This window comes from Actinocrispum sp. NPDC049592, from assembly GCF_040675465.1.
Classification (GTDB): domain Bacteria; phylum Actinomycetota; class Actinomycetes; order Mycobacteriales; family Pseudonocardiaceae; genus Kibdelosporangium.
Genome location: NZ_JBFAPA010000002.1, coordinates 303,828 through 324,559 on the forward strand (window position 1 = coordinate 303,828; position 20,732 = coordinate 324,559).

Here is a 20,732-nt window from a genome sequence, read left to right on the forward strand (position 1 = left end):
CCGGCGGCCTGCCGCGAACTGTCCCGCACCGACGTACAAAATCCATACAACCGGGACATTCCACCCGTGCTGACATGCGCGGATGTCAGAAGGCCGGCGACGAGCGCATCTCGCCGGGCCCGAGCACCGCGCTCAACGTGCCCGGCAACAACTTCCCGACGGTGCTGGAGCGGACCCAGCAGCGGGGCATGAAGGTCGGTGACGTGTCGACCGCCGAGATCACCGACGCGACCCCGGCCGTGCCGTCCTCGCACATCCGGGCGATCGGTGTCGCCCTGGACTACCGGCACCTCCGGTTTCGGTGGCGACGGCAACATCCGGGCTCATTGGACCTCCTTGGCACCAATGACCACACCGACCTCTTCCACGTCCTGGGTGGGTGATCCGGTTTGACATCGGACTCGAACGTATGTTCGGATCCTGGGTCATGCGGTGGGACTCTCAGCGTGCGGATCGTGGGCAACTGGCCCTGCCGGGCTTGGTGCGCACGGTCCGTACGCCTGAGTTCGCCGACATCGTGTTCCACGAGGTGCACGCCAAGTCGGTGCTCAACCGGGTGCCCGGCGCCTCGCGGATGCCGTTCGGCTGGACGATCAACCCTTATCGCGGCTGCTCACATGCCTGTACCTACTGCATGTCCGGCGACACCGAGGTGCTGCTGGCGGACGGGCGGACCCGGCAGCTCGGCGATCTGAAGGTCGGCGACGAGATCATGGGCACCCGCCGGCTGGGCAACCAGCGGCAGTACGTACCCACGACGGTCCTCGCGCACTGGACCACCATCAAGCCCGCGTACACCGTCACCCTGCGGGACGGCACCGCGCTCGTGGCCAGCGGTGATCACCGGTTCCTGACCGACCGCGGCTGGCAGCACGTCGCCGAGGGCATCACCGGTCAGCCGTTCCTGCGCCGCGGGTCCACTTTGGTCGGTGGGGACACGTTGGCGCCGCTGGACAAGCTCGCCGTCGAGGACATCTCGATGGGTGGCGACGAGGTGCTCTACGACATCACCACCGGCACCGGCGACTTCATCGCCAACGGCGTGGTGAGCCACAACTGCTTCGCCCGCAACACCCACACGTACCTGGAGTTCGACGCGGGCCACGACTTCGACACCCAGGTCGTGGTGAAGGTCAACGCCCCCGAGGTGGTCGCGAAACAGCTCAGATCCCGTTCCTGGCAACGGGAACACGTCGCCATGGGCACGAACACCGACCCGTACCAGCGCGCCGAGGGCCGCTACAAGCTGATGCCGCGGATCATCGAGGCACTGGCCGCCAGCGGCACCCCGTTCTCCATCCTCACCAAGGGAACCGTGATGCAGCGCGACATCCCGCTGCTGACCCAGGTGAGCAAGGAGGTGTCGGTCGGCGTCGGCGTGTCGCTGGCCGTGCTCGATCGTGAGCTGCAGCAGCGCCTTGAGCCCGGCACGCCCAGTCCACAGGCCCGGCTGGACATGATCAAACGCCTGTCCGACGCGGGCCTGCCGTGCGGCGTGATGGTCGCGCCGGTGTTGCCCTACCTCACCGATTCCCGCGAACACCTCGACGCTCTGCTGACCCAGATCGCGGCCGCTGGCGCCTCCGGGGTGAGCGCGATCCCGTTGCACCTGCGGCCGGGCACGCGCGAGTGGTTCGCGCAATGGCTGGCGCGGGAACGCCCGGATCTGCGCCAGAAGTACCGCGAGATCTACGGCAACGGCAGCTACGCCAGCAAGGCCTACAAGATGCGCCTGGGCGAACGCCTCGGCCCGCTGCTGCGGCGGCACAACGTCGGCGGCAACAGCTGGCCGCGCGGCAGCCTGCCCACCGCGGAAGCGGCGCAGCCGGAGGAGTCCAAGCCGCTCAGCGGTGAGCAGCTCGACCTGCTGGTCCAGCAGAACCAGGACACCTTCAACAGCTAATGTTGATCTGGTGCAACACCAGCAGCACTACTTGGACTTCGCCCGCTTCGGCCCGCCGACGGCCGCCGTACTCGCCGAAACGACCCGCCTTACCGAACAGGCCGCGAACGCCGGTCCGTCCACAGTGGACGACTTGATGCGCGAGGACCTGAAGGCCCGCGCGGCGGTGGCGAGGCTGTGCAAGACGGACACCGGCCACGTCGTGTTGCTGCCGAACACCAGCACGGGCCTGTTCCAGATCGCCTTCGGCCTGCCTGGGGAGGTGCTGGTCAGTCCGACGGAGTTCCCCGCGAACACCTATCCCTGGGTCCGCGCAGGCAAAGCCCAGTGGATGGAGCCCGGCCCCGTCACGCCGGACAAGATCCACGGAAACACCGCGGCGGTGACGGTGAGCGCGGTGGACTTCCGCACGGGCTACCGCGCGGACCTGGCGGCCTTGAGAGAGGCGGCGGGGGAGCGGTTGCTGATCGTGGACGGCATCCAGGGCTTCGGCGTGATCGACGAACCCTGGGAGGCAGCGGACGTGCTCGTGGTGGGCGGCCAGAAATGGCTGCGCGCGGGCTGGTCCACCGGGTTCCTCGTGCTGTCCGACCGTGCCCTGGAACGCCTCCAGCCCGTCCTGTCCGGCTGGACCGGAGCCGTGGACGCTGGGGTGTTCGACAACGAGGTCCACGCACCGGCGGAAGACGCGGCGGCGTGGTCGATCACGAACCTGAGCCCGATCGCCGCGGGCGCGCTGAAGGTCGCGCTGGAAGAGGTGGAACGAGCCGGGATCAAGGCCATCGAAAACGCCATCGCCACCAAAGTAGACGAGCTGGCCGAGGTGATCCGCGGCGAGGGCGGGGAGATCGTGTCCAGTGCCGACCGGCCAAGAAGGGCCGGGATCCTGGCGTTCACAACGGACGTACCCGCTAAACGGGTCGGCGCGGTGCTCAAGCAAGAGGGGATCACGGCGACCGTCCGGCCCGAGCACGTCCGGCTGTCACCGCATGTGTGCACCACGGCCGAGACCGTCGACCGGCTCGCCGTGGCTTTGAAACACCGGTGAGGGAGTCAACCGGTGCCGGGCCAGCCCCACTCCACTGTGAACGTGCCCGGGCCGAAACCCAGGATGACCGCGTGTGTCCGGCCCGCGCTGTCGACCACCAGCTCACGGCGGGTGCTCGCCTCGGCGTCGTCGGCGGGCGTGGCGATCTGGTGGCAGAACCCGGGCAGGTCGGACGGGTCGAACCGCAGCTCGACCACGTAGTCGCGGACCGGCAGCCGGAACTTGCGGCAGAACGTGTCGTCGCCGCGCGCGTACGGCGGGCCGGCGGTGGCGATCTCGTACTCCATGATGATCGTCTCGCCGCGCGACAAGGGGCGGTCGAACAGCAGCTCGTTGACGATCAGCCCGGCCTCGGGGTCCTTGGCGACCCGGCCGAGCTGACAGGACTGCAGCGGCACGATCCGCGGGAACGGGTTGCCCGGCTTGGCCACGTCGTAGACCGAGATCCACCGGTCGGCGCCGTCGTGCTCGGCCCGTAACACCTGGCGCACCCGCACACTGCGCTCACCGCGGTCGGGCGCGATCTCGACCCGGTCGTGCTGGCTGATCCGGGTCAGCGAGGCGTCCGAGTTGAGGTCCATCCGGGACAGCAGGCTGGCCAGCTCCTGGCGGTTGTTCCAGAGCGCCTCGATCGGCATGGCAGACGGGGTCCGCTGGGCGCGGCCGCGCGGGCGGGGCGGGCCGAGCAGGGCGGTCAGCGAGCCGGACTCGACGCCGAGCACCTCCTCGAGGTGCTTGAGCGCACTGAGCGACTCCGGCCGCTCGGGCCGGCGGCGGCCGGACTGCCAGTAGCTCAGCGCGGTCACGCTGATGGTCAGGCCCCGGGCTCTCAGGCGGTACTGGATCCGGTCCAGGCTCAGTCCGCTCGCGCGGATGGCGGCGCGCAGTGCGACCGGGAACGCGTCCCCGGCCAGGCCCTCGGCCTCGTCGATCGCGGTGGTTTCACCAACCGGCCAGCCACCCATTCCGGCTCCCCGTGTGTGGTCATGCGTTACCTGACACTACTTCGCAGTAACCGCGTGAGGTACCGACAACCGTCGGTGTTTGGGAGCGGAATGTGCATGTGAACCGGTAGCCGAGCGTAAATGTCCCGGCGACGTTGGCTAGCCTTTTGCGCCAAGAGGAGTGTTACGAGTACCGATCTATCAGCAGGGAGAGCACTACCCGTGATCCGCACCCATGAGGCCGGGACGCTCCGGCCCGAGCACGCCGGGCAGACCGTCACGCTGAGCGGCTGGGTGGCCCGTCGGCGCGATCACGGCGGTGTCATCTTCATCGACCTGCGCGACGCCTCCGGCGTGGCCCAGGTCGTGTTCCGCGAGGGCGAGATGGCCGAGCGGGCGCACCGGCTGCGCAGCGAGTTCTGCGTCAAGGTGACCGGCGAGGTGGCCCAGCGGCCCGCGGGCAACGAGAACCCGGAGATCCCGACCGGCCAGATCGAGGTCCTGGTCACCGACCTGGACGTGCTCAGCGAGGCCGCGCCGCTGCCGTTCCCGATCGACGACCACCTCACCGTCGGCGAGGAGGCCCGGCTGCGGCACCGCTACCTGGACCTGCGCCGCTCCGGCCCGGCCCGGGCCATCCGGCTGCGCAGCGAGGTCAGCCGGATCGCCCGCGAGGTGCTGCACGGCGAGAGGTTCGTCGAGATCGAGACGCCGACACTGACCCGGTCCACTCCCGAGGGCGCGCGCGACTTCCTGGTGCCGGCCCGCCTGCAGCCCGGTTCCTGGTACGCCCTGCCGCAGTCGCCGCAGCTGTTCAAGCAGCTGCTGATGGTCGCCGGGATGGAGCGGTACTACCAGATCGCGCGCTGCTACCGGGACGAGGACTTCCGCGCCGACCGGCAGCCCGAGTTCACCCAGCTCGACATCGAGATGAGCTTCGTCGAGCAGGACGACGTGATCGCGTTGTCGGAGAAGGTCATGTCGGCGATCTGGCGTGAGGTCGGCGGCTACGAGATCCCGCTGCCGATCCCGCGGATGAGCTACGCCGACGCGATGTCCCGGTACGGTTCGGACAAACCGGACCTGCGGTTCGGGGTCGAGCTGACCGAGCTGACCGAGTACTTCAAGGACACGCCGTTCCGCGTGTTCCAGGCGGCCTACGTGGGCGCGGTCGTGATGCCGGGTGGCGCGAGCCAGGCCCGCCGCCAGCTCGACGCCTGGCAGGAGTGGGCGAAGACCCGCGGCGCCAAAGGCCTCGCGTACGTCCTCGTCGGCGACGACGGCACGCTGTCCGGCCCGGTCGCCAAGAACCTGTCCGAGGCCGAGCGCGAGGGCCTGGCCAAGGCGGTCGGCGCCAACCCCGGTGACTGCGTGTTCTTCGCGGCGGGCGAGCCTGGCCCGTCCCGAGCGCTGCTGGGCGCCGCACGCCTGGAGATCGGCAAGCGCTGCGACCTGATCGACCCGAACGCGTGGTCGTTCCTGTGGGTCGTGGACTTCCCGATGTTCCAGGCCGTCGAGGGCTCCGACGACGTGGCCGTCGGCTCGGGCAAGTGGACGGCGCTGCACCACGCGTTCACCTCGCCGACCCCGGAGTGGATCGACAAGTTCGAGCAGGACCCGGGCAACGCGCTGGCGTACGCGTATGACTTGGTGTGCAACGGGAACGAGCTCGGCGGTGGCTCGATCCGTATCCACAACCGGGAAGTGCAGCAGCGCGCGTTCGGTGTGATGGGCATCGGCGCGGAGGAGGCCCAGGAGAAGTTCGGCTTCCTGCTGGACGCGTTCTCCTACGGCCCGCCGCCGCACGGCGGGGTCGCCTTCGGCTGGGACCGGATCTGCATGTTGCTGTCCGGCGCGGACTCCATCCGCGAGGTGATCGCGTTCCCCAAGTCCGGCGGCGGTTTCGACCCGCTCACCGCGGCGCCCGCGCCGATCACGCCCGAGCAGCGCAGGGAAGCAGGCGTGGACTTCAAGCCGAAGCCGGCCGCTCAGTAGGTTCCGGTCGCCGCTCCCGGGTGCCATTCGGCGCCCGGGAGGCAACGTTCCCGGCACGGGTCATGCAGCAGCGACCGCATTCCTGGGACAATGTCCGCAGGAGGCGTTTCCATCGCTAGGGCTGCTGGTTGACGGCTGCCCACAGGTTGAGATCGCAATCTGTTGGCGCTGGGGTCCCTCTTTATCGTTGACGGCGGCTACCGTCGGGGCCGCGAGGACGCGGGAGTAGGGTCGGAGGAGATGAGCGTGGACATCGCCCCGGACCCGGCTGACCTGGACCGGCCCGGCCCGCAGATCCTGGAGACGGTGGCCGCCGCGGAAGCTGTGCTGCGGCGCCGGTACGGGGCCAAGATCCAGCTCGCCGAGCCGGAGGATCTGGGCGGTAGCAAGCTTTCCACCGTGGTGCGGGTGCGGGTGGCCGCGACGCCGTTCTCGTTGCCGCGCACGCTGGTCGTCAAGAAGCACACCGAACCCGCGCCCAGCGAGTCGTTCGTCCGCGAGGCCGTCAGCTACCAGCTGTTCACCGCGTTGAGCGCCGAAGAGCGGATGTGCCCCGAGCTGTACGCGCACGACGGCGCCGCCGGGGTCATCGTGATCGAGGACCTGGGCCGCGCGCCGACCCTGGCGGACAAGCTGCTCGGCGACGACGCACGCGGCGCCGAGCGGGCATTGCTTTCGTGGGCGCGGTCGCTGGGCCGGTTACACGCCACCACAGCCGGCCGCGAGGCCGACTTCGATGCGTTGATGCGCCGCCTGTCCGCGGCGAAGGTGAAGGGCGATCCGTTGGCGGTCAACGGTCCCGCCGCGATCGAACGGCTGCCGCAGCTGCTGGAGGACGCGCTCGGCGTGCACACCCCGGCGCACGTGTTCGAGCGCGCGGAGCGGACCAGGTGGCTGGTGGCGACCAGCAGGCACCGCGGGTTCAGCCCCTCGGACCTGTGCCCGGACAACAACCTCATCACCAGCCGGGGCGTGCGGTTCCTGGACTTCGAGGGCGGCTGCGTCCGCAACATCATGCTGGACGCGGCCTATCTGCGCGTGCCGTTCCCGTCCTGCTGGTGCGCCTTCGCGTTGCCCGCCGGGATGACCGACGCGATGTTCGCCGCCTGGCGCGCCGAGGTCCGGGTGATGTGGCCGGACCTGGAGGACGACGCGATCGTGCTGCCGCGGATGCTCGACGCGCAGCTGTTCTGGGTGTGGGCCTCGACCTTCTGGTTCCTGCCGCGCCCGGGCGAGCCGGACGGCCCGATCGACAGCCACCTGCCCTCGCCGCGGCGCAGCGTGTCGCTGGCCGCGCGCTGGCGGCACCTGGCCGACGAGGCCAAGCGGGCCGGCGCGGACTCGATCGTCGACCACGCGCACTCCGTGGTGGCGGCGTTGACCAAGAAGTTCGGGCCCGAGCTCACCTTGCCGATGTATCCGGCTTTTCGCTAGTTGTGCCCTCGTTCATGGCTTGTTCACGGGCACCAAGGGTTCAATCGGCTGTCTTCGCACGGTTAACCCGAAGTCACCGGTGGTGAGCCGGGGCCAGCGATCGTTCGTGGCGTGACCCTGCTGGAATGCGTGACCCAGGACGCGCCGCGGCCGCCGCAATGGCGGGCACGCAGCCTCGTCGTGCTCGGTGACTCCACGGCGGCCGGACTCGGCGACCCGTTGCCCGGCGGTGGCTGGCGCGGCGTCGGGCCGCTGCTGGCGCACGCGCTTTCCGGTCCCGAGCCGGTGGCGTTCGCGAACCTCTCCTTCACCGGCGCGCGCATGGCCTGCGTGCGCAACGACCAGCTGCCGCAGGCGTTGCACGCGCGGCCGGACGTGACGGTGATCCTCGTCGGGATGAACGACACGCTGCGCTCCGACTTCAACCCCTCGACGATGCGCGCCGACCTGGACCACGTCGTGGCCACGTTGACCGCCGCCGGTTCGGTGGTGCTCACCGTGCGGTTCCACGACCACGGCAAGGTCTTCCGCCTGCCGCAGGCGCTGAAGCGGGCGTTGAGCGGCCGGATCGCCGAGCTGAACACGGTGATCTCCGAGGTGTCCGAGGCGCACGGCGCCGGCTGTCTGGACCTGGACCTGTTGCCGGGCGCCTACGACCTGAGCGCGTGGAGCGTCGACCGCCTGCACCCCTCGGAACTGGGCCACCGGATGCTGTCCCGCGCGTTCGGTCAGATGCTCGCCGAACGCGGCTGCGCCATCCCGAACCCGACCAGCCTGGTGTGCTCGGGCGGCCGCCAGGTCGGCACCGCGGGGCACGTGGCCTGGCTGATCCTCAAGGGCATCCCGTGGCTGTGGCGCCGCGGCCGTGACCTCGTGCCGTACGCGGTGTCGATCATGGTGAAGTCCGCGCTGCGCTGACCGGCGTTTTCAAAGTTGTCGGTGCTCCCGGCTAGTGTGTTTGCCGTGGACGAGGGCCTTTTCGACGTGTCGGAGCCGACCTACTCGCTGCCGCATCCCGCGGCGGCCGAGCGGGTGGCGGCCAACGCGCCGCTAGCGGTGCGGATGCGGCCGCGGTCGCTGGAGGAGGTGGTCGGGCAGGACCACCTGCTCGGGCCCGGTTCGCCGCTGCGCCGCCTGGTGGAAGGCGCCGCGCCCGCCTCCGTGCTGCTGTACGGGCCGCCCGGTACGGGCAAGACGACGCTGGCGACGTTGGTCTCGCAGGCGATCGGGCGGCGGTTCGTGGCGTTGTCGGCGCTGACCGCGGGCGTGAAAGAGGTCCGCGCGGTGATCGACGAGGCCAAGCGGCGGCTGACCCGGTCCGGCGAGTCGACCGTGCTGTTCATCGACGAGGTGCACCGGTTCTCCCGGACCCAGCAGGACGCGTTGCTGGGCGCGGTCGAGGACCGGATCGTGCTGCTGGTCGCGGCCACGACGGAGAACCCGTTCTTCTCGATCGTGTCGCCGCTGTTGTCGCGGTCGCTGGTGCTGCAGCTGCACCCGTTGACCGACGAGGACGTACGGGTGCTGATCCGCCGGACCGTCGAGGACGAACGCGGACTGGGCGGCAGGCTCGGGCTGGCCACCGACGCCGAGGATCACCTGGTCCGGCTGGCCGGCGGGGACGCCCGCCGCGCGCTGACCGCGCTCGAGGCGGCCGCGGACTCGGCGATGGCGACCGGCGCCGAGGAGATCGACCTGGCCACGGTGGAGGCCACGGTCGACAAGGCGGCGGTGCGCTACGACCGGTCCGGCGACCAGCACTACGACGTGACCAGCGCGTTCATCAAGTCCATCCGCGGCTCGGACGTGGACGCCGCCCTGCACTACCTGGCCCGCATGATCGAAGCGGGGGAGGACCCGCGGTTCATCGCCCGCCGTCTGGTCGTGCACGCCAGCGAGGACATCGGCATGGCCGACCCGACCGCGTTGCTCGCCGCTGTGGCCGCCCAGCAGGCCGTGCAGTTCATCGGCATGCCCGAAGGCCGGCTCGCCCTGGCCCAGGCCACGATCCACCTGGCCACCGCGCCCAAATCGAACGCGGTCATCACCGCCATCGACAGCGCCCTCGCCGACGTCCGCGCCGGGGGAGCGGGCACCGTCCCGCCACACCTCCGTGACGGGCACTACGCGGGCGCCGCCCGCCTCGGCAACGCCCAGGGCTACCGCTACCCGCACAACGTTCCCGAAGGCGTGCTGGCCCAGCAGTACCCACCCGACGGCCTCGTCGGCCGCGACTACTACGAACCCACCCAGCGCGGCGCCGAACGAGCCCTCGCCGACCGCGTCCCCAAGCTCCGCAAGGCCATCCGCGGCACCGAGTAGCACGTGTCCGCAGAGTCCGCCTCGGCCGGCGGCCGGAATCGGGCCTCAGCGAGGTGGTTCCCGCCGGAACAGTGGTCGTCACTCCGTGCCGGGCAGGTCCTCGGCGTCCAGGCCGAGGTCGCGGCGCATGTGGGCGCGCATCTGGCGGTAGGCGTCCTGGCCGCGGTTCCAGAGCGACTCGATGTGGTCGCGGTCGCGGTTGATGCCTCCGGCGACGTCCATGGCGATGCGGGACCGGGGCAGCACGGCGGCGCGCAGCAGCTCGTTGAAGCGTTTCGGGGCATGCAGGTTGATCGGGCCGAGCGACAGCCGGATCTCCTCGCGGGCGCGCCGCAGGTCGGCCTCGATCTCCGGGGTGATCTCGCGGCCGTTGCGGATGGCCGACATCGCCGGGTAGATCAGCCAGTCGAAGCCCTCGATCGCGCCGACGACCTGGGCGTACGCGGTCTGCCGGCCTTCGAAGTCGCGGTTGTCCAGCTCCCGCTGCCGCTCCCGCCGCCAGCGCAGCTCCTCGCGTTCCTGCTCACGGCGCCACCGCCGGTCCTCCCGCCACGCGGCGATGAACTGCGCGCTGAGCACGCCGAGCAGACCGATGAACGCGATGAGCAGGGTGACCCATAACGGAACCTGGGAAGAGGACACCGGAGCAACTTACTGTCCTTTAGGGTGTCCCGGACCGAACTGGGGGTCCGGTGATCGATTTCAGCAAGCCGGTGGGTCCGGCGACCTATGCGATGCGGCAGCTACGCCCGAACGAGCGGCTGTTGTGGGCCACGTACGGCACTCGTCTGCGCTACGACGTGCGCGGCCTGGATGATCACGGCGAGCCGGACCGCAGCGTGCTGGCCAAAATCGGGTCCGGGGTCGGCGGTGCCGTGCTCGAGGTGATCAGCCCGACGGAGGACTACGACCGGCCCGATCCGCCGCAGCTGGTGGTGTTCGGCGGTCACCGGCCGGAGTTTCTGCGCGGCCTGCCGATCCGGCCGGGTACCGGGCTACGGGTGTGGGCGCTGACCAGCGAGCGGTTCATGGTGATCGACGGAGTAGCGCCCGTGCAGGCGCCGGAGCCCGCGCCGGAACCGGATCGCTCGCTGCTGGCCAAGGCCATCGGGTTCGGCAAGGCGGTCGTGGCGGTCGGCAAGGACCTCGCCCAGAGCTTCGCCGAGGCGACCAGGTCCTACGGGTCCAACACGGCGGGCGAGCCGGTCGCGATCCGGCCGACCCAGGTGTGCGGCGAGGTCCCCCGCCAGGGGATCGCTGGGTTCGCGGTGGCCAGGCACGGGTCGCTGCTGCGCGGCCGCCCGTGCCTGCGAATGTCGCTTGTGGACGGTACCGGCGTGGACTTCCTGCTGGACAGCAAGGATCCCGCGTTGTTCGAGTGGATGCTGGCGCAGGGGGCGCGGTGACGGACCTGGAGGCGCGGACGGTCAACGAGGTCGTCGAGGCCGAGGTGACCCAGTTCTGGCTGCGGCCCGGCGAACGGCTCGTGCTGGCCGTGGACCCGATGCGCGGGTACGCCGCCACGGTGGTCGGCGGCCAGGTCCGGGTGCCGCACGTGGCCATCCGGCCGACACCCGCGGTGACCACCGAACCGCCGAAGTGGCCGCTGCCGGTCCAAGGCGCGCTGGACGACTGGACCGACGACCCGACGCTCGCCTACTGGGCCGCCGGGCAGTCACCAGACCAGCTCGCCATCCGCGTCGCCGACCACCTCGCCGCCAGCCACGGCGACGCCCGCCTGGTGCTCACCGACCAACGCGTCGCCGTGCTGTACCCGTCGAAGATCCTCGCCGAACCGTCGCCCGACGGGCCGTTCACGACGTTCGAGCAGGCCCCGGCGACCGCGGTCCGCGGCTTCGTGGCACTGCTCAGCGGCCGGAGCGTGCCGCCGTGCCCCGTGCTGCGGATCGACTTCGCCGACGGGTCGACGCTGCTGGTCCGGGACGTTCTCGCCGCGAAGAAGGTGGTCAGGAGCCAGACCGCGTCCCGTGGACCGCGATCGCATTAGCCGCGCCAAGGCACTGACGATGCACAAGACTGGTTTTGGCCCGTTGTCCATTGAGCGGGTTCACCCTGCCGTCCACTGTCAAGGTTGGCGGCAGCACCACGGATTTCACCGGGGCGAAAGCAAGACTGGGAACTGACGTATCCAGCAGGGCAAGCTGCCCTCAGCTGTCAAGAACTTCGTGGCCACGGACGACACCGGCAAAGACCTACGAGGCGATCATGAGTATGACCGGGGGCTGGCACGACATTGTGCCCGCAGGCGGCCCCGTCGAGCTCAACGACAAGGTCGGTGGCCGGGCGCGTTCGCTCACCGTGTCCTTTTCCGTCGCGCACGCCCCCTCAACCGGGGCTCACCCTGACTGGATCCCGGTGCCCCGGTAGCCTTGCTGCACTCAACCCGCAACGGCCTGTGTAGGAGGGCTTCGTGTCCGTAGGGGAAATCGCCGCGGTCGTCGCCGCAGCCGCGTTCGTGCTGCTGGTGCTGCTGCTGGTGGTCCCGTTGATCAAGCTCGGACGCACGCTGGACGAGGCCACGATCGCGATCCGCAAGGCGCACGAGAACAGCGACCCGCTGTTCAACGGGGCCAACACGACGCTGAACCACGTCAACACGCAGCTCGAGCGGGTCGACGGCATCACCGCGAACGCCCAGGCCGTCACCGGCAACGTCTCCGCGCTGACCTCGGTGTTCACCGCCACCCTCGGCGGCCCGCTGGTCAAGGTCGCCGCCGTGTCCTACGGCCTGTCCAAGGCGATCCGGGCCCGCCGCAAGCGCAAGGACGAGCGCGAGGGCAAGCACACCCGCCGTCCGCGCCGCCGTGGAGGCCGCAAATGAGCCGGTTGTTCTGGGTGGGCGTCGGCGTGGCCGCGGGCGTCGCGCTGTCACGTAAACTTCAGGCGAAGGTCCGGCAGGCCACGCCCGCGGGCATCGCGGAGAACGTCAGCGACGCGATGCGGGAACTGGCCGGTGCCGTGGGCGCGTTCGGGGCGGACGTGCGCGCGGGGATGGCCGAGCGGGAGAAGGAGTTGCAGGACGTGGTGGACGAGCGGTCGGGTGTGCGCCTCGGGCGCGCCGGTAGCCGCCATGACGCGCGAGCGCGCCGGGCGGACGGCTGAGGGCTGCCCGGAGAAAGCCTGCCGTTCCGCCGAGACACCCCGCGACCCGAAACCATCGTCCCGGGCCGTGCAGGCCCGCGCTCTTCGCTAGGACACCGCAGTGGAAACGCATGAGATCCGAAACCGCTTCCTGAACCACTTCAAGAACGCCGGTCACACCGAGGTGCCCAGCGCCTCGCTGATCCTCGACGATCCGAACCTGCTGTTCGTCAACGCCGGCATGGTGCAGTTCAAGCCGTACTTCCTCGGTGAGGCCCCGCCGCCGTACCCGACCGCCACCAGCGTGCAGAAGTGCGTGCGCACCGGCGACATCGACGAGGTCGGCAAGACCACCCGGCACAACACGTTCTTCCAGATGGCCGGCAACTTCTCGTTCGGCGACTACTTCAAGGCCGGCGCCATCGAGCACGCCTGGAACCTGGTCACCACCCCGCAGGACGAGGGCGGCTTCGGCCTGGACCCGGACCGCATCTGGACCACGGTCTACCTGGACGACGACGAGGCCCTCGGCCTGTGGCAGAAGATCGCGGGCCTGCCGCCGGAGCGGATCCAGCGCCGGGACGGCAACGACAACTACTGGGACATGGGCGTGCCCGGTCCCGGCGGTCCCTGCTCGGAGATCTACTACGACCGCGGCCCCGAGTTCGGCAGGGAGGGCGGTCCGGTCGTCGACGAGGACCGGTACCTGGAGATCTGGAACCTGGTCTTCATGCAGGACATCCGCGGTGAGCTGAGCCCGAAGAAGGGCCACAAGCCGATCGGCACCCTGCCGAAGAAGAACATCGACACCGGCATGGGCGTCGAGCGGGTGGCCTATCTGCTGCAGGGCGTGGACAACGTCTACGAGACCGACCTGGTCCGGCCGGTGATCACCAAGGCCGAGGAGATGTCCGGCCGCCGCTACGGCAGCGACCACACCGACGACGTGCGGTTCCGGGTAATCGCCGACCACGCCCGCTCCGGCGTGATGCTGATCGGCGACGGCGTCACCCCGGGCAACGAGGGCCGTGGCTACGTGCTGCGCCGCCTGCTGCGCCGGATCGTGCGCTCGGTGCGCCTGCTGGGCGTCGACGAGCCGGTGCTGACCGAGTTCGCCGGGGTCGTGCGCGACGCCATGGGCCCGTCGTACCCGGAGCTGGTGCGCGACTTCGACCGGATCTCGGCCGTGATGAAGACCGAGGAGGACGCCTTCCGCGCCACCCTCACCACCGGGTCGCGGATCTTCGACCTGGCCGCCGGGCAGACCAAGGACTCCGGCAGCCGGGTACTGGCCGGGGACAAGGCCTTCCAGCTGCACGACACCTACGGGTTCCCGATCGACCTGACCCTGGAGATGGCCGCCGAGCAGGGGCTGCAGGTCGACGAGCCGCGGTTCCGCGAGCTGATGGAGGAGCAGCGGCAGCGCGCCAAGGCCGACGCCGCCCTGCGCAAGACCGGCCACGGCGACCTGTCGGAGTACCGCAAGGTCCTCGAGCAGCACGGCGAGACCGAGTTCCTCGGCTACACCGACCTGCAGGCCACCGCCCGGGTGATCGGCCTGCTGGTCGACGGCGTCCCGGTGCCGAAGGTCTCCGCCGGTCAGCACGCCGAGCTGATCCTGGACCGCACCCCGTTCTACGCCGAGAGCGGTGGGCAGATCGCCGACACGGGCCTGCTGGTGGGCGCCGGGGCCGAGATCCAGGTCGACGACGTGCAGAAGTCGGTGCCGGGCCTGTTCGTGCACCGGGTGACCGTGCTGTCCGGTGAGATCGGCCTGGACGCCGAGGTCACCGGGTCGGTCGACCGCGACCGCCGCACGTCCATCGCCCGCGCCCACTCGGCCACTCACCTGGTGCACGCCGCCGTGCGCGGTGCCTATGGCCAGCGTGCCGCCCAGGCCGGGTCGCTCAACGCCCCGGGCCGGATGCGGTTCGACTTCACCACGCCGGGTTCGGTGTCCACCGACATCCTCACCGAGGTCGAGGAGGAGGTGAACGACTACCTGCAGACCGACGTCGAGGTGCAGACGTTCACCACCACCAAGGCCAAGGCCCTCGAGCTGGGCGCCGTCGCCCTGTTCGGCGAGAAGTACGGCGACAACGTGCGCGTGGTCGACATGGGCGAGTACTCCCGCGAACTGTGCGGTGGCACGCACGTCGGCCGGATCGGCCAGCTCGGCCTGGTCAAGCTGGTCGCCGACGCCTCGATCGGCTCCGGCGTGCACCGCGTCGAGGCCCTGGTCGGCGCCGACGCCCTGCGCTACGTCCGCAAGGAGCAGCTGCTCGTCGGCCAGCTCGCCGACCAGCTGAAGGTGCCGCCCGCCGAGCTGCCCGGCCGGATCGAGGGCCTGCTCGGCCGGATCAAGACCGCCGAGAAGGAGATCGAGCAGCTGCGCATCGCCCAGGTGCTGCAGTCCGCCGGTGACCTGGCCGGCAAGGCCCAGGACGTGGGCGGCGTGCGGGTGGTGGCCGAGCGGGTGCCCGAGGGCGTCGACGCCGGTGCCCTGCGTGCCCTGGCCACCGACGTGCGCAACCGCCTGGGCAACCAGGCCGGGGTGGTCGCCCTGTTCGTGCCCGCCGGGGACAAGGTGAGCTTCGTGGTGGCCACCACGGCCGCCGCCCGGGACAAGGGCCTGGCCGCCGGCAAGCTGGTCGGGTCGTTCTCGCCGGCCATCGACGGCCGGGGCGGCGGCAAACCGGACATGGCCCAGGGCGGCGGCGCCAAGCCGGCCGGCATCGACGACGCCATCGTGCTGCTGCGCAAGGAGCTGGGCAGCGCGTGACGCATGAGGTTCCGGCCGCCGACCTGCCCGGGAGCAACGACCCCGGGCCAGGTCGGCGGCTCGGCGTCGACGTGGGTTCGGTACGCGTCGGGGTGGCGCTGAGCGATCCGGCGCCCATCCTCGCCAGCCCGCTGGTTACGCTGTCCCGTGACGAGCGGTCGGGGAGTGATCTCGACCGGCTCTCCGAGCTCGTCACGGAGCATGAGGTGGTCGAGGTGGTCGTCGGTTTGCCGAAGACGCTGGCCGGCCGGCACGGCCCGGCCGCACAGGGCGCTGTCGCCTACGCCACCGCATTGGCTCAGCGAGTCGGGCAGGTGCCGGTCCGGCTCGGCGACGAACGGCTGACGACGGTGACCGCGTCGCGGATGCTGTCGCAGCGGGGCGTGCGCGGCAAGAAGCAGCGTGCGGTGGTCGACCAGGCCGCGGCCGTGGAGATCCTCCAGGCCTGGCTGGACGCCCGCACGGCCGCGCTGGCCAGGAATGCCGATCGGGTCGGGGAAAGCTCACCGGAGGTGGCGGAGTGACCGACGGACTCGGACTGTTCGACAACTCGAGGGGCGACCTCGACCACGACGACGAGGACTACGAGGACGAGCGGCCCCGGCGGCAGCGTCCCAAGCGGCGCAAGCGCAAGGCCACGTTCTGGGTGTTCGCGGCCGTGGTCGTGCTCATCATCGGCGGTGGCGCGTACTACGGCCTGACCGAGATCCTCGGCTTCGGCTCGTACGACGACTACACCGGTTCGGGTGAGGCCGACGTGGTCATCGAGGTGACCTCCGGCCAGGGCACCGCCGACATCGGCGCGACGCTCAAGGACAAGGGCGTGGTGGCCAGCGCGCGGGCGTTCACCGTGGCGGGCGAGGACGACGCCAAGGTCAAGGGCATCCAGCCCGGCTACTACGCGATGAAGACCAAGATGTCCGGCAAGGCTGCGGTGGCCCGGATCCTGGAGAAGAAGTACCGGGTCGGCCAGCTGCAGATCAAGGCGGGCACCCAGCTCGACGACATCACCCAGCCGGACAAGAAGGTCACCCCGGGCATCTTCACGCTGATCGCGGACGCCGCCGCGGTGACGATCGACGGCAAGCAGGCCGGCCCGACCGTGGAGCAGCTGCGCAAGGCCGCCGAGACCGCGGACCTCAAGACGCTGGGCGTCGCTTCCTGGGCGATCCCGGACGCGAGCAAGGCCGAGCCCAAGCGCAGGCTGGAGGGCCTGATCACGCCCGGTGTCACCGACATCATGCCTGGTCAGAGCGCTGAGGACACGCTGAAGACGGTGCTGACGAACTCGGCGAGCACGATGGACGGCTGGGGCATGCCCAAGCTGGCCGACAACACCGGGTACACGCCGTACCAGGTGCTGGTGATGGGCTCGCTGATCGAGCGCGAGGGCATCGCGAAGGACTTCGGCAAGATCTCCGAGGTGACCTACCGGCGGCTGGCCGAGGGCACCAAGCTCGGCTACGACTCGACCATCAACTACGTGCTGGACGCGCCGGTCATCACCACGAACGGCGCCGCTCGCAACGCGCCCGGGCCGTACAACACCTACCTCAACACCGGGCTGCCGCCGACCCCGATCGCCGCGCCGAGCAGCGACGCGGTCAACGCGGCGGCCAAGCCCGAGCCGGGCAACTGGCGGTTCTTCGTGAAGTGCCAGAAGGACGGCACGTCCTGCTTCGCGGAGAACGCCCAGCAGCACCAAGCGAATGTGAACAAGGCCCGCGCCGATGGCGTCTTCTAGGGCGGGTGTGGTCGGCAAGCCGATCGCGCACTCCTTGTCGCCGGTGCTGCACGGTGCCGCGTTCGCGGCGCTGGGCCTGACCGGCTGGACGTACGAGCGGATCGAGGCGGACGAGGCGGAACTGCCTGGGCTGGTAGCGGGTCTCGGCCCGGAGTGGGCCGGGCTGTCGGTCACCATGCCCGGCAAGTTCGCCGCGCTTTCCCTGGCCAGTGAGGCAACCGAGCGTGCGCAGCTCGTCGGTGCCGCGAATACGTTGGTGCACTTGGAGTCCGGCGGCTGGCGGGCCGACTGCACCGACGTGGACGGGGTTGTCGGCGCGTTGACGCACGCAGGTGGCTTTTCGTCCACTTCGGACAGTCACGCCGTGCTGCTGGGTGCGGGCGGGACCGCGTTGGCGGCTCTGGTCGCTCTGGCGAGCCTGTCGGTGTCCAGGTTCTCTTTGGTGGTGCGGGATCCGGCTCGCGCAGGGGACGCTTTGCGGTGCGCGGAACGGCTTGGTGTCAAGGTTGACGTGCATCGCTGGGCGGACACGGACTTCGGTTCGCTTTCTGCTTCGGCGGACGTCCTGGTGAGCACCGTTCCCGGCAGCGTCGCCGATCCTTACGCGTCGGAACTGTCTGAGGCTCCTTGTGTGCTCGACGTGATTTACCATCCGTGGCCCACGAAACTGGCCACCGCTGTTCAGGATCGCGGCGGGAAGCTGTGCACCGGCCTGGATATGTTGCTGCATCAGGCTTTTGGGCAGTTCGAGCAGTTCACCGGGTCGGCCGCGCCGCGCGCGGCCATGCGGGACGCGTTGTCCACAGCCACCGGCATGCCCCTGGCCTGACCCCGAGCACCCGTGATAGACAGTAGGTGACGCTCACGATGCGGTGTGTGTCAGGTGATCTCGGAGGGTGTGCGTGGGTACAACGATGACCGTCGCGCTGCTGGCTGTCGTCCTGGTGGGCATGGCCGTGTTCTTCATGGGTTTCCTCGCGTTGTTCGCGGGCATCGCGGTGGTGGGCACCGTGGCCGCGGCCGCCTCGCGGACCACCACCCGCCGCAAGCTCGGCCAGTAGCCTCCTGGCGTCCTCGGGCGTCGGCCGATAGTCTGGCCGGCTGCCTATCGAGAGGACGCCATGACTACCGACGACGAGATCCTGAACGTCATCGTCGGCGACAAACCCGCGCCGTACTCGGTGAAAGTGGTCGTCGACGACTACAACCCGGACTGGCCGCGCTGGTACGAAGAGGAAGCCTCGCGGATACGCTCGGCTTTGGGGCCGATCGCCGTGCGGCTTGAGCACGTGGGCTCGACCTCGGTCCCTGGGCTGCCCGCCAAACCCATCATCGACGTGATCCTGGCGGTCCCGGACTCGTCCATTGAGGACGCCTACGTGCCCGCGCTGGTGGCGGCCGGATACGACCTGCACATCCGCGAACTGGAGTGGCACCAGCACCGCGTGTTCTACAACCGCGTCGAACGCGGCCACCGCCGCGACGTCAACCTGCACGTCTACACAGAGGGCTGCGCCGAGTACGACGCCTGCGTGGTCTTCCGCGACTGGCTACGCACCCACCCGGAAGACCTTGCCCTGTACCGGGACGCCAAACTGGAACTGTCCAAAAAGGACTGGAAGTACGTCCAGAACTACGCCGACGCGAAAACCCCGGTCATCGAGACCATCAAAACCCGCGCCGCCCCCACCCCCACCCCCTGCCCCAAGCACTAACCCCCGTGTCCCACACTCACCGCCCCCGTGTCCCACGTTCGCCGCCCCCGAATTCCCCATTGGCGGGAGATCCCAGGGGGCTTGAATGTGGGACACGGCGTCCGTGAACGTGGGACACGCGGGTCAGGCGTCGAGGTCGGTGGCGATCAGCTCGGCCACCTTGTCCAGACTGGACTGGGCGCCCTCGCCGTCGGCGGCCAGGATCACCTCGTCGCCGTGCATCGCGCCGAGCGTCATCAGGTTGAGCAGGCTGGCCGCGGGCACCGGTTCGCCACCCTCCTTGCGGATGGTGATGGTCACCGGCTGTTCCGCGGCCAGGCGCGCGACCAGCGCGGCGGGCCTGGCGTGCAGGCCCACCGTGCTGGCCACCCGGACTCTCAGCTCAGCCACGACGGTGCGGGTTGGGCGGAGGCTGCTGCTGTTGCTGCTGCATCCGGACCCGGTCGGTCGGGGCGTCCACCCCCGTCGTCTCCACATCCAGCGGCTCGTCCTCGCGGCCCGGGGTGCGCAGGTTCCACCGGGTGATGACGAACCGGAACACCACGTAGTAGATGGCCGCGAAGACCAGGCCGATCGGGATGATCAGCCATGGTTTGGTCGCCAGGTTCCAGTTCAGCACGTAGTCGATCGACCCGGCGGAGAACCCGAACCCGTCGTGCACGCCAAGCGCGTTGGTCACCGCGAGCGACAGGCCGGTGAGCACGGCGTGCACGATCAGCAGCGGCCACGCGACGAAGATGAACGCGAACTCCAGAGGCTCGGTCACGCCGGTCAGGAACGACGCTAGCGCGGCGGACAGCATCAGACCGCCGACGATCTTGCGGTTCTCCGGCTTGGACGTGTGGTAGATCGCCAGCGCGGCGGCGGGCAGCGCGAACATGAAGATCGGGAAGAAGCCGGACATGAACGTGCCCGCGGTCGGGTCGCCGGCGAAGAACCGGTTGAGGTCACCGGTGGCGCCGTTGGAGCTGCCGAACACGAACCACACGAACGAGTTGATGATGTGGTGCAGGCCGAACGGGATGAGGAAGCGGTTGAGCGCGCCGTAGACCCCGGCCCCGACCACGGTCGACCCGGCCACGCCCTCGCCGACATCCGTCAGCACGATGTTGACGTACCGGTACAGCAGGCCCAGGATGACGCCGACCACCAGCATGGCCAGCGCGGCCAGGATCGGCACGAACCGCCGCCCGCCGAAGAACGCCAGGTACGGCGGCAGCTTGATGCGGTGGTAGCGGGTCCACAGCGAGGCCGAGATCAGGCCGGTGATGATGCCGCCGAGCACGCCGTACGGTCCGGTCATGAAGGACTTGCCGTCGACCAGCGCGGCGTCGTAGAACCCGACCGTCGTGAACAGCACGTTGTGGAACACCAGGTAGCCCACCGCGGCGGCGATCGCGGCCGAGCCGTCCGCGCGCCGCGCGTAGCCGACCGCGATACCGATCGCGAACAGCAGGGGGAGGAACCCGAACAGTGCGTCACCGCCGGACCCGACCACCTTGGCGATGTCGTCGAAGGCGGTCCCCGGGATGGCCGCGATCAGCTCGCCCTGGCCCTTGCCGGAACCGTCGATATAACCGAGCCTGGACAGCAGGGCCGCGGCGGGCAGGACCGCGATCGGCAACATCAGGCTGCGGGCGAATCGTTGTAATCCGGCGAAGCCTCGGCCGGATTGCTGGATCTGTGGTGCGCTCACTGGAAGTTTCTCCCGTATCGGGGCGGGGTCCTGACGGCGATTGTTTT

General features: G+C 69.9%; 21 protein-coding genes and 1 pseudogene. 18 read left to right on the forward strand and 4 right to left on the reverse strand.

Going from position 1 to position 20,732, the window contains the following annotated elements; genetic code table 11:
• The first annotated feature begins 74 nt into the window (after positions 1–74).
• The 3 genes and pseudogenes from AB0J95_RS08000 to AB0J95_RS08010 all read left to right on the forward strand — a co-directional run.
• Positions 75–383 (forward strand): alkaline phosphatase, encoded by a 309-nt coding sequence (locus AB0J95_RS08000; protein WP_364754031.1) that lies wholly within the window; start codon positions 75–77, stop codon positions 381–383.
• Positions 384–427: 44 nt separating this feature from the next.
• A complete protein-coding gene (locus AB0J95_RS08005) occupies positions 428–1,903 on the forward strand; it encodes an Rv2578c family radical SAM protein (RefSeq protein ID WP_364754034.1) in 1,476 nt (491 codons plus the stop codon).
• Between the two features lie 7 nt (positions 1,904–1,910).
• Positions 1,911–2,927, forward strand: a pseudogene (locus AB0J95_RS08010) (aminotransferase class V-fold PLP-dependent enzyme); the annotation flags it as partial.
• Positions 2,928–2,956: 29 nt separating this feature from the next.
• Here AB0J95_RS08010 and AB0J95_RS08015 read toward each other — a convergent pair.
• The gene (locus tag AB0J95_RS08015; protein WP_364754037.1) at positions 2,957–3,916 is read right to left on the reverse strand and encodes a helix-turn-helix transcriptional regulator; all 960 of its coding nucleotides are present in this window, start codon (positions 3,914–3,916) and stop codon (positions 2,957–2,959) included.
• 201 nt (positions 3,917–4,117) lie between these two features.
• On the opposite strand from AB0J95_RS08015, the gene aspS reads away from it, so the two are divergent.
• From aspS to AB0J95_RS08035, 4 genes are all read left to right on the forward strand, one after another.
• Positions 4,118–5,890, forward strand: coding sequence for an aspartate--tRNA ligase (gene aspS, locus AB0J95_RS08020; protein ID WP_364754039.1), 1,773 nt, complete (start codon positions 4,118–4,120; stop codon positions 5,888–5,890).
• Positions 5,891–6,130: 240 nt separating this feature from the next.
• Positions 6,131–7,324 carry a hypothetical protein gene (locus tag AB0J95_RS08025; protein ID WP_364754042.1) on the forward strand — a complete coding sequence of 398 codons (1,194 nt, stop codon included), beginning with the start codon at positions 6,131–6,133 and terminating at the stop codon, positions 7,322–7,324.
• 117 nt (positions 7,325–7,441) lie between these two features.
• Positions 7,442–8,242 (forward strand): SGNH/GDSL hydrolase family protein, encoded by an 801-nt coding sequence (locus AB0J95_RS08030; RefSeq protein ID WP_364755002.1) that lies wholly within the window; start codon positions 7,442–7,444, stop codon positions 8,240–8,242.
• Positions 8,243–8,308: 66 nt separating this feature from the next.
• The gene (locus AB0J95_RS08035; RefSeq protein ID WP_364755004.1) at positions 8,309–9,646 is read left to right on the forward strand and encodes a replication-associated recombination protein A; all 1,338 of its coding nucleotides are present in this window, start codon (positions 8,309–8,311) and stop codon (positions 9,644–9,646) included.
• A gap of 78 nt (positions 9,647–9,724) precedes the next feature.
• Here the strand turns inward: AB0J95_RS08035 and AB0J95_RS08040 are convergent, their stop codons facing one another.
• Positions 9,725–10,288 carry a hypothetical protein gene (locus AB0J95_RS08040; protein WP_364754045.1) on the reverse strand — a complete coding sequence of 188 codons (564 nt, stop codon included), beginning with the start codon at positions 10,286–10,288 and terminating at the stop codon, positions 9,725–9,727.
• 50 nt (positions 10,289–10,338) lie between these two features.
• Between AB0J95_RS08040 and AB0J95_RS08045 the strand changes: the two genes are divergently transcribed.
• The 11 genes from AB0J95_RS08045 (at position 10,339) to AB0J95_RS08095 (ending at position 18,989) form a co-directional block, all read left to right on the forward strand.
• Complete coding sequence (locus tag AB0J95_RS08045) at positions 10,339–11,052, forward strand: hypothetical protein (protein ID WP_364754047.1); 714 nt, start codon at positions 10,339–10,341, stop codon at positions 11,050–11,052.
• Positions 11,049–11,654 (forward strand): hypothetical protein, encoded by a 606-nt coding sequence (locus AB0J95_RS08050; protein ID WP_364754050.1) that lies wholly within the window; start codon positions 11,049–11,051, stop codon positions 11,652–11,654. The genes AB0J95_RS08045 and AB0J95_RS08050 overlap by 4 nt, the downstream gene beginning before the upstream one ends.
• Before the next feature lie 218 nt (positions 11,655–11,872).
• Positions 11,873–12,034, forward strand: coding sequence for a hypothetical protein (locus AB0J95_RS08055; RefSeq protein WP_364754052.1), 162 nt, complete (start codon positions 11,873–11,875; stop codon positions 12,032–12,034).
• 43 nt (positions 12,035–12,077) lie between these two features.
• Complete coding sequence (locus tag AB0J95_RS08060; protein ID WP_364754054.1) at positions 12,078–12,488, forward strand: DUF948 domain-containing protein; 411 nt, start codon at positions 12,078–12,080, stop codon at positions 12,486–12,488.
• On the forward strand, positions 12,485–12,769 hold the full coding sequence (locus AB0J95_RS08065) for a hypothetical protein (protein ID WP_364754056.1): 285 nt from the start codon (positions 12,485–12,487) through the stop codon (positions 12,767–12,769). Before AB0J95_RS08060 ends, AB0J95_RS08065 begins: the two co-directional genes overlap by 4 nt.
• Before the next feature lie 100 nt (positions 12,770–12,869).
• Positions 12,870–15,530 carry an alanine--tRNA ligase gene (alaS, locus tag AB0J95_RS08070; protein WP_364754058.1) on the forward strand — a complete coding sequence of 887 codons (2,661 nt, stop codon included), beginning with the start codon at positions 12,870–12,872 and terminating at the stop codon, positions 15,528–15,530.
• Entirely contained in the window at positions 15,527–16,054 is a 528-nt protein-coding gene (ruvX, locus tag AB0J95_RS08075) for a Holliday junction resolvase RuvX (RefSeq protein ID WP_364754061.1), read from the forward strand. Before alaS ends, ruvX begins: the two co-directional genes overlap by 4 nt.
• A complete protein-coding gene (mltG, locus tag AB0J95_RS08080; RefSeq protein ID WP_364754063.1) occupies positions 16,051–17,274 on the forward strand; it encodes an endolytic transglycosylase MltG in 1,224 nt (407 codons plus the stop codon). Before ruvX ends, mltG begins: the two co-directional genes overlap by 4 nt.
• Positions 17,261–18,103 carry a shikimate dehydrogenase gene (locus tag AB0J95_RS08085; protein ID WP_364754065.1) on the forward strand — a complete coding sequence of 281 codons (843 nt, stop codon included), beginning with the start codon at positions 17,261–17,263 and terminating at the stop codon, positions 18,101–18,103. The genes mltG and AB0J95_RS08085 overlap by 14 nt, the downstream gene beginning before the upstream one ends.
• Before the next feature lie 85 nt (positions 18,104–18,188).
• Positions 18,189–18,335, forward strand: coding sequence for a hypothetical protein (locus AB0J95_RS08090; protein ID WP_364754067.1), 147 nt, complete (start codon positions 18,189–18,191; stop codon positions 18,333–18,335).
• Positions 18,336–18,395: 60 nt separating this feature from the next.
• Entirely contained in the window at positions 18,396–18,989 is a 594-nt protein-coding gene (locus AB0J95_RS08095; RefSeq protein WP_364754070.1) for a GrpB family protein, read from the forward strand.
• 123 nt (positions 18,990–19,112) lie between these two features.
• Here the strand turns inward: AB0J95_RS08095 and AB0J95_RS08100 are convergent, their stop codons facing one another.
• Complete coding sequence (locus AB0J95_RS08100; protein ID WP_364754072.1) at positions 19,113–19,379, reverse strand: HPr family phosphocarrier protein; 267 nt, start codon at positions 19,377–19,379, stop codon at positions 19,113–19,115.
• Complete coding sequence (locus AB0J95_RS08105) at positions 19,372–20,616, reverse strand: PTS transporter subunit EIIC (RefSeq protein WP_364755007.1); 1,245 nt, start codon at positions 20,614–20,616, stop codon at positions 19,372–19,374. Before AB0J95_RS08105 ends, AB0J95_RS08100 begins: the two co-directional genes overlap by 8 nt.
• Between the last annotated feature and the right edge of the window lie 116 nt (positions 20,617–20,732).

What these genes read in the sequence shown, in the direction of transcription:
- AB0J95_RS08000 (WP_364754031.1), top strand. Translation starts at nt 75, where the DNA reads ATGCGCGGATGTCAGAAGGCCGGCGACGAGCGCATCTCGCCGGGCCCG.
- AB0J95_RS08005 (WP_364754034.1), top strand. Translation starts at nt 428, where the DNA reads ATGCGGTGGGACTCTCAGCGTGCGGATCGTGGGCAACTGGCCCTGCCG.
- AB0J95_RS08015 (WP_364754037.1), bottom strand. Translation starts at nt 3,916, where the DNA reads ATGGGTGGCTGGCCGGTTGGTGAAACCACCGCGATCGACGAGGCCGAG.
- AB0J95_RS08025 (WP_364754042.1), top strand. Translation starts at nt 6,131, where the DNA reads ATGAGCGTGGACATCGCCCCGGACCCGGCTGACCTGGACCGGCCCGGC.
- AB0J95_RS08055 (WP_364754052.1), top strand. Translation starts at nt 11,873, where the DNA reads ATGAGTATGACCGGGGGCTGGCACGACATTGTGCCCGCAGGCGGCCCC.
- AB0J95_RS08065 (WP_364754056.1), top strand. Translation starts at nt 12,485, where the DNA reads ATGAGCCGGTTGTTCTGGGTGGGCGTCGGCGTGGCCGCGGGCGTCGCG.
- AB0J95_RS08085 (WP_364754065.1), top strand. Translation starts at nt 17,261, where the DNA reads ATGGCGTCTTCTAGGGCGGGTGTGGTCGGCAAGCCGATCGCGCACTCC.
- AB0J95_RS08090 (WP_364754067.1), top strand. Translation starts at nt 18,189, where the DNA reads ATGACCGTCGCGCTGCTGGCTGTCGTCCTGGTGGGCATGGCCGTGTTC.
- AB0J95_RS08095 (WP_364754070.1), top strand. Translation starts at nt 18,396, where the DNA reads ATGACTACCGACGACGAGATCCTGAACGTCATCGTCGGCGACAAACCC.
- AB0J95_RS08105 (WP_364755007.1), bottom strand. Translation starts at nt 20,616, where the DNA reads ATGTTGCCGATCGCGGTCCTGCCCGCCGCGGCCCTGCTGTCCAGGCTC.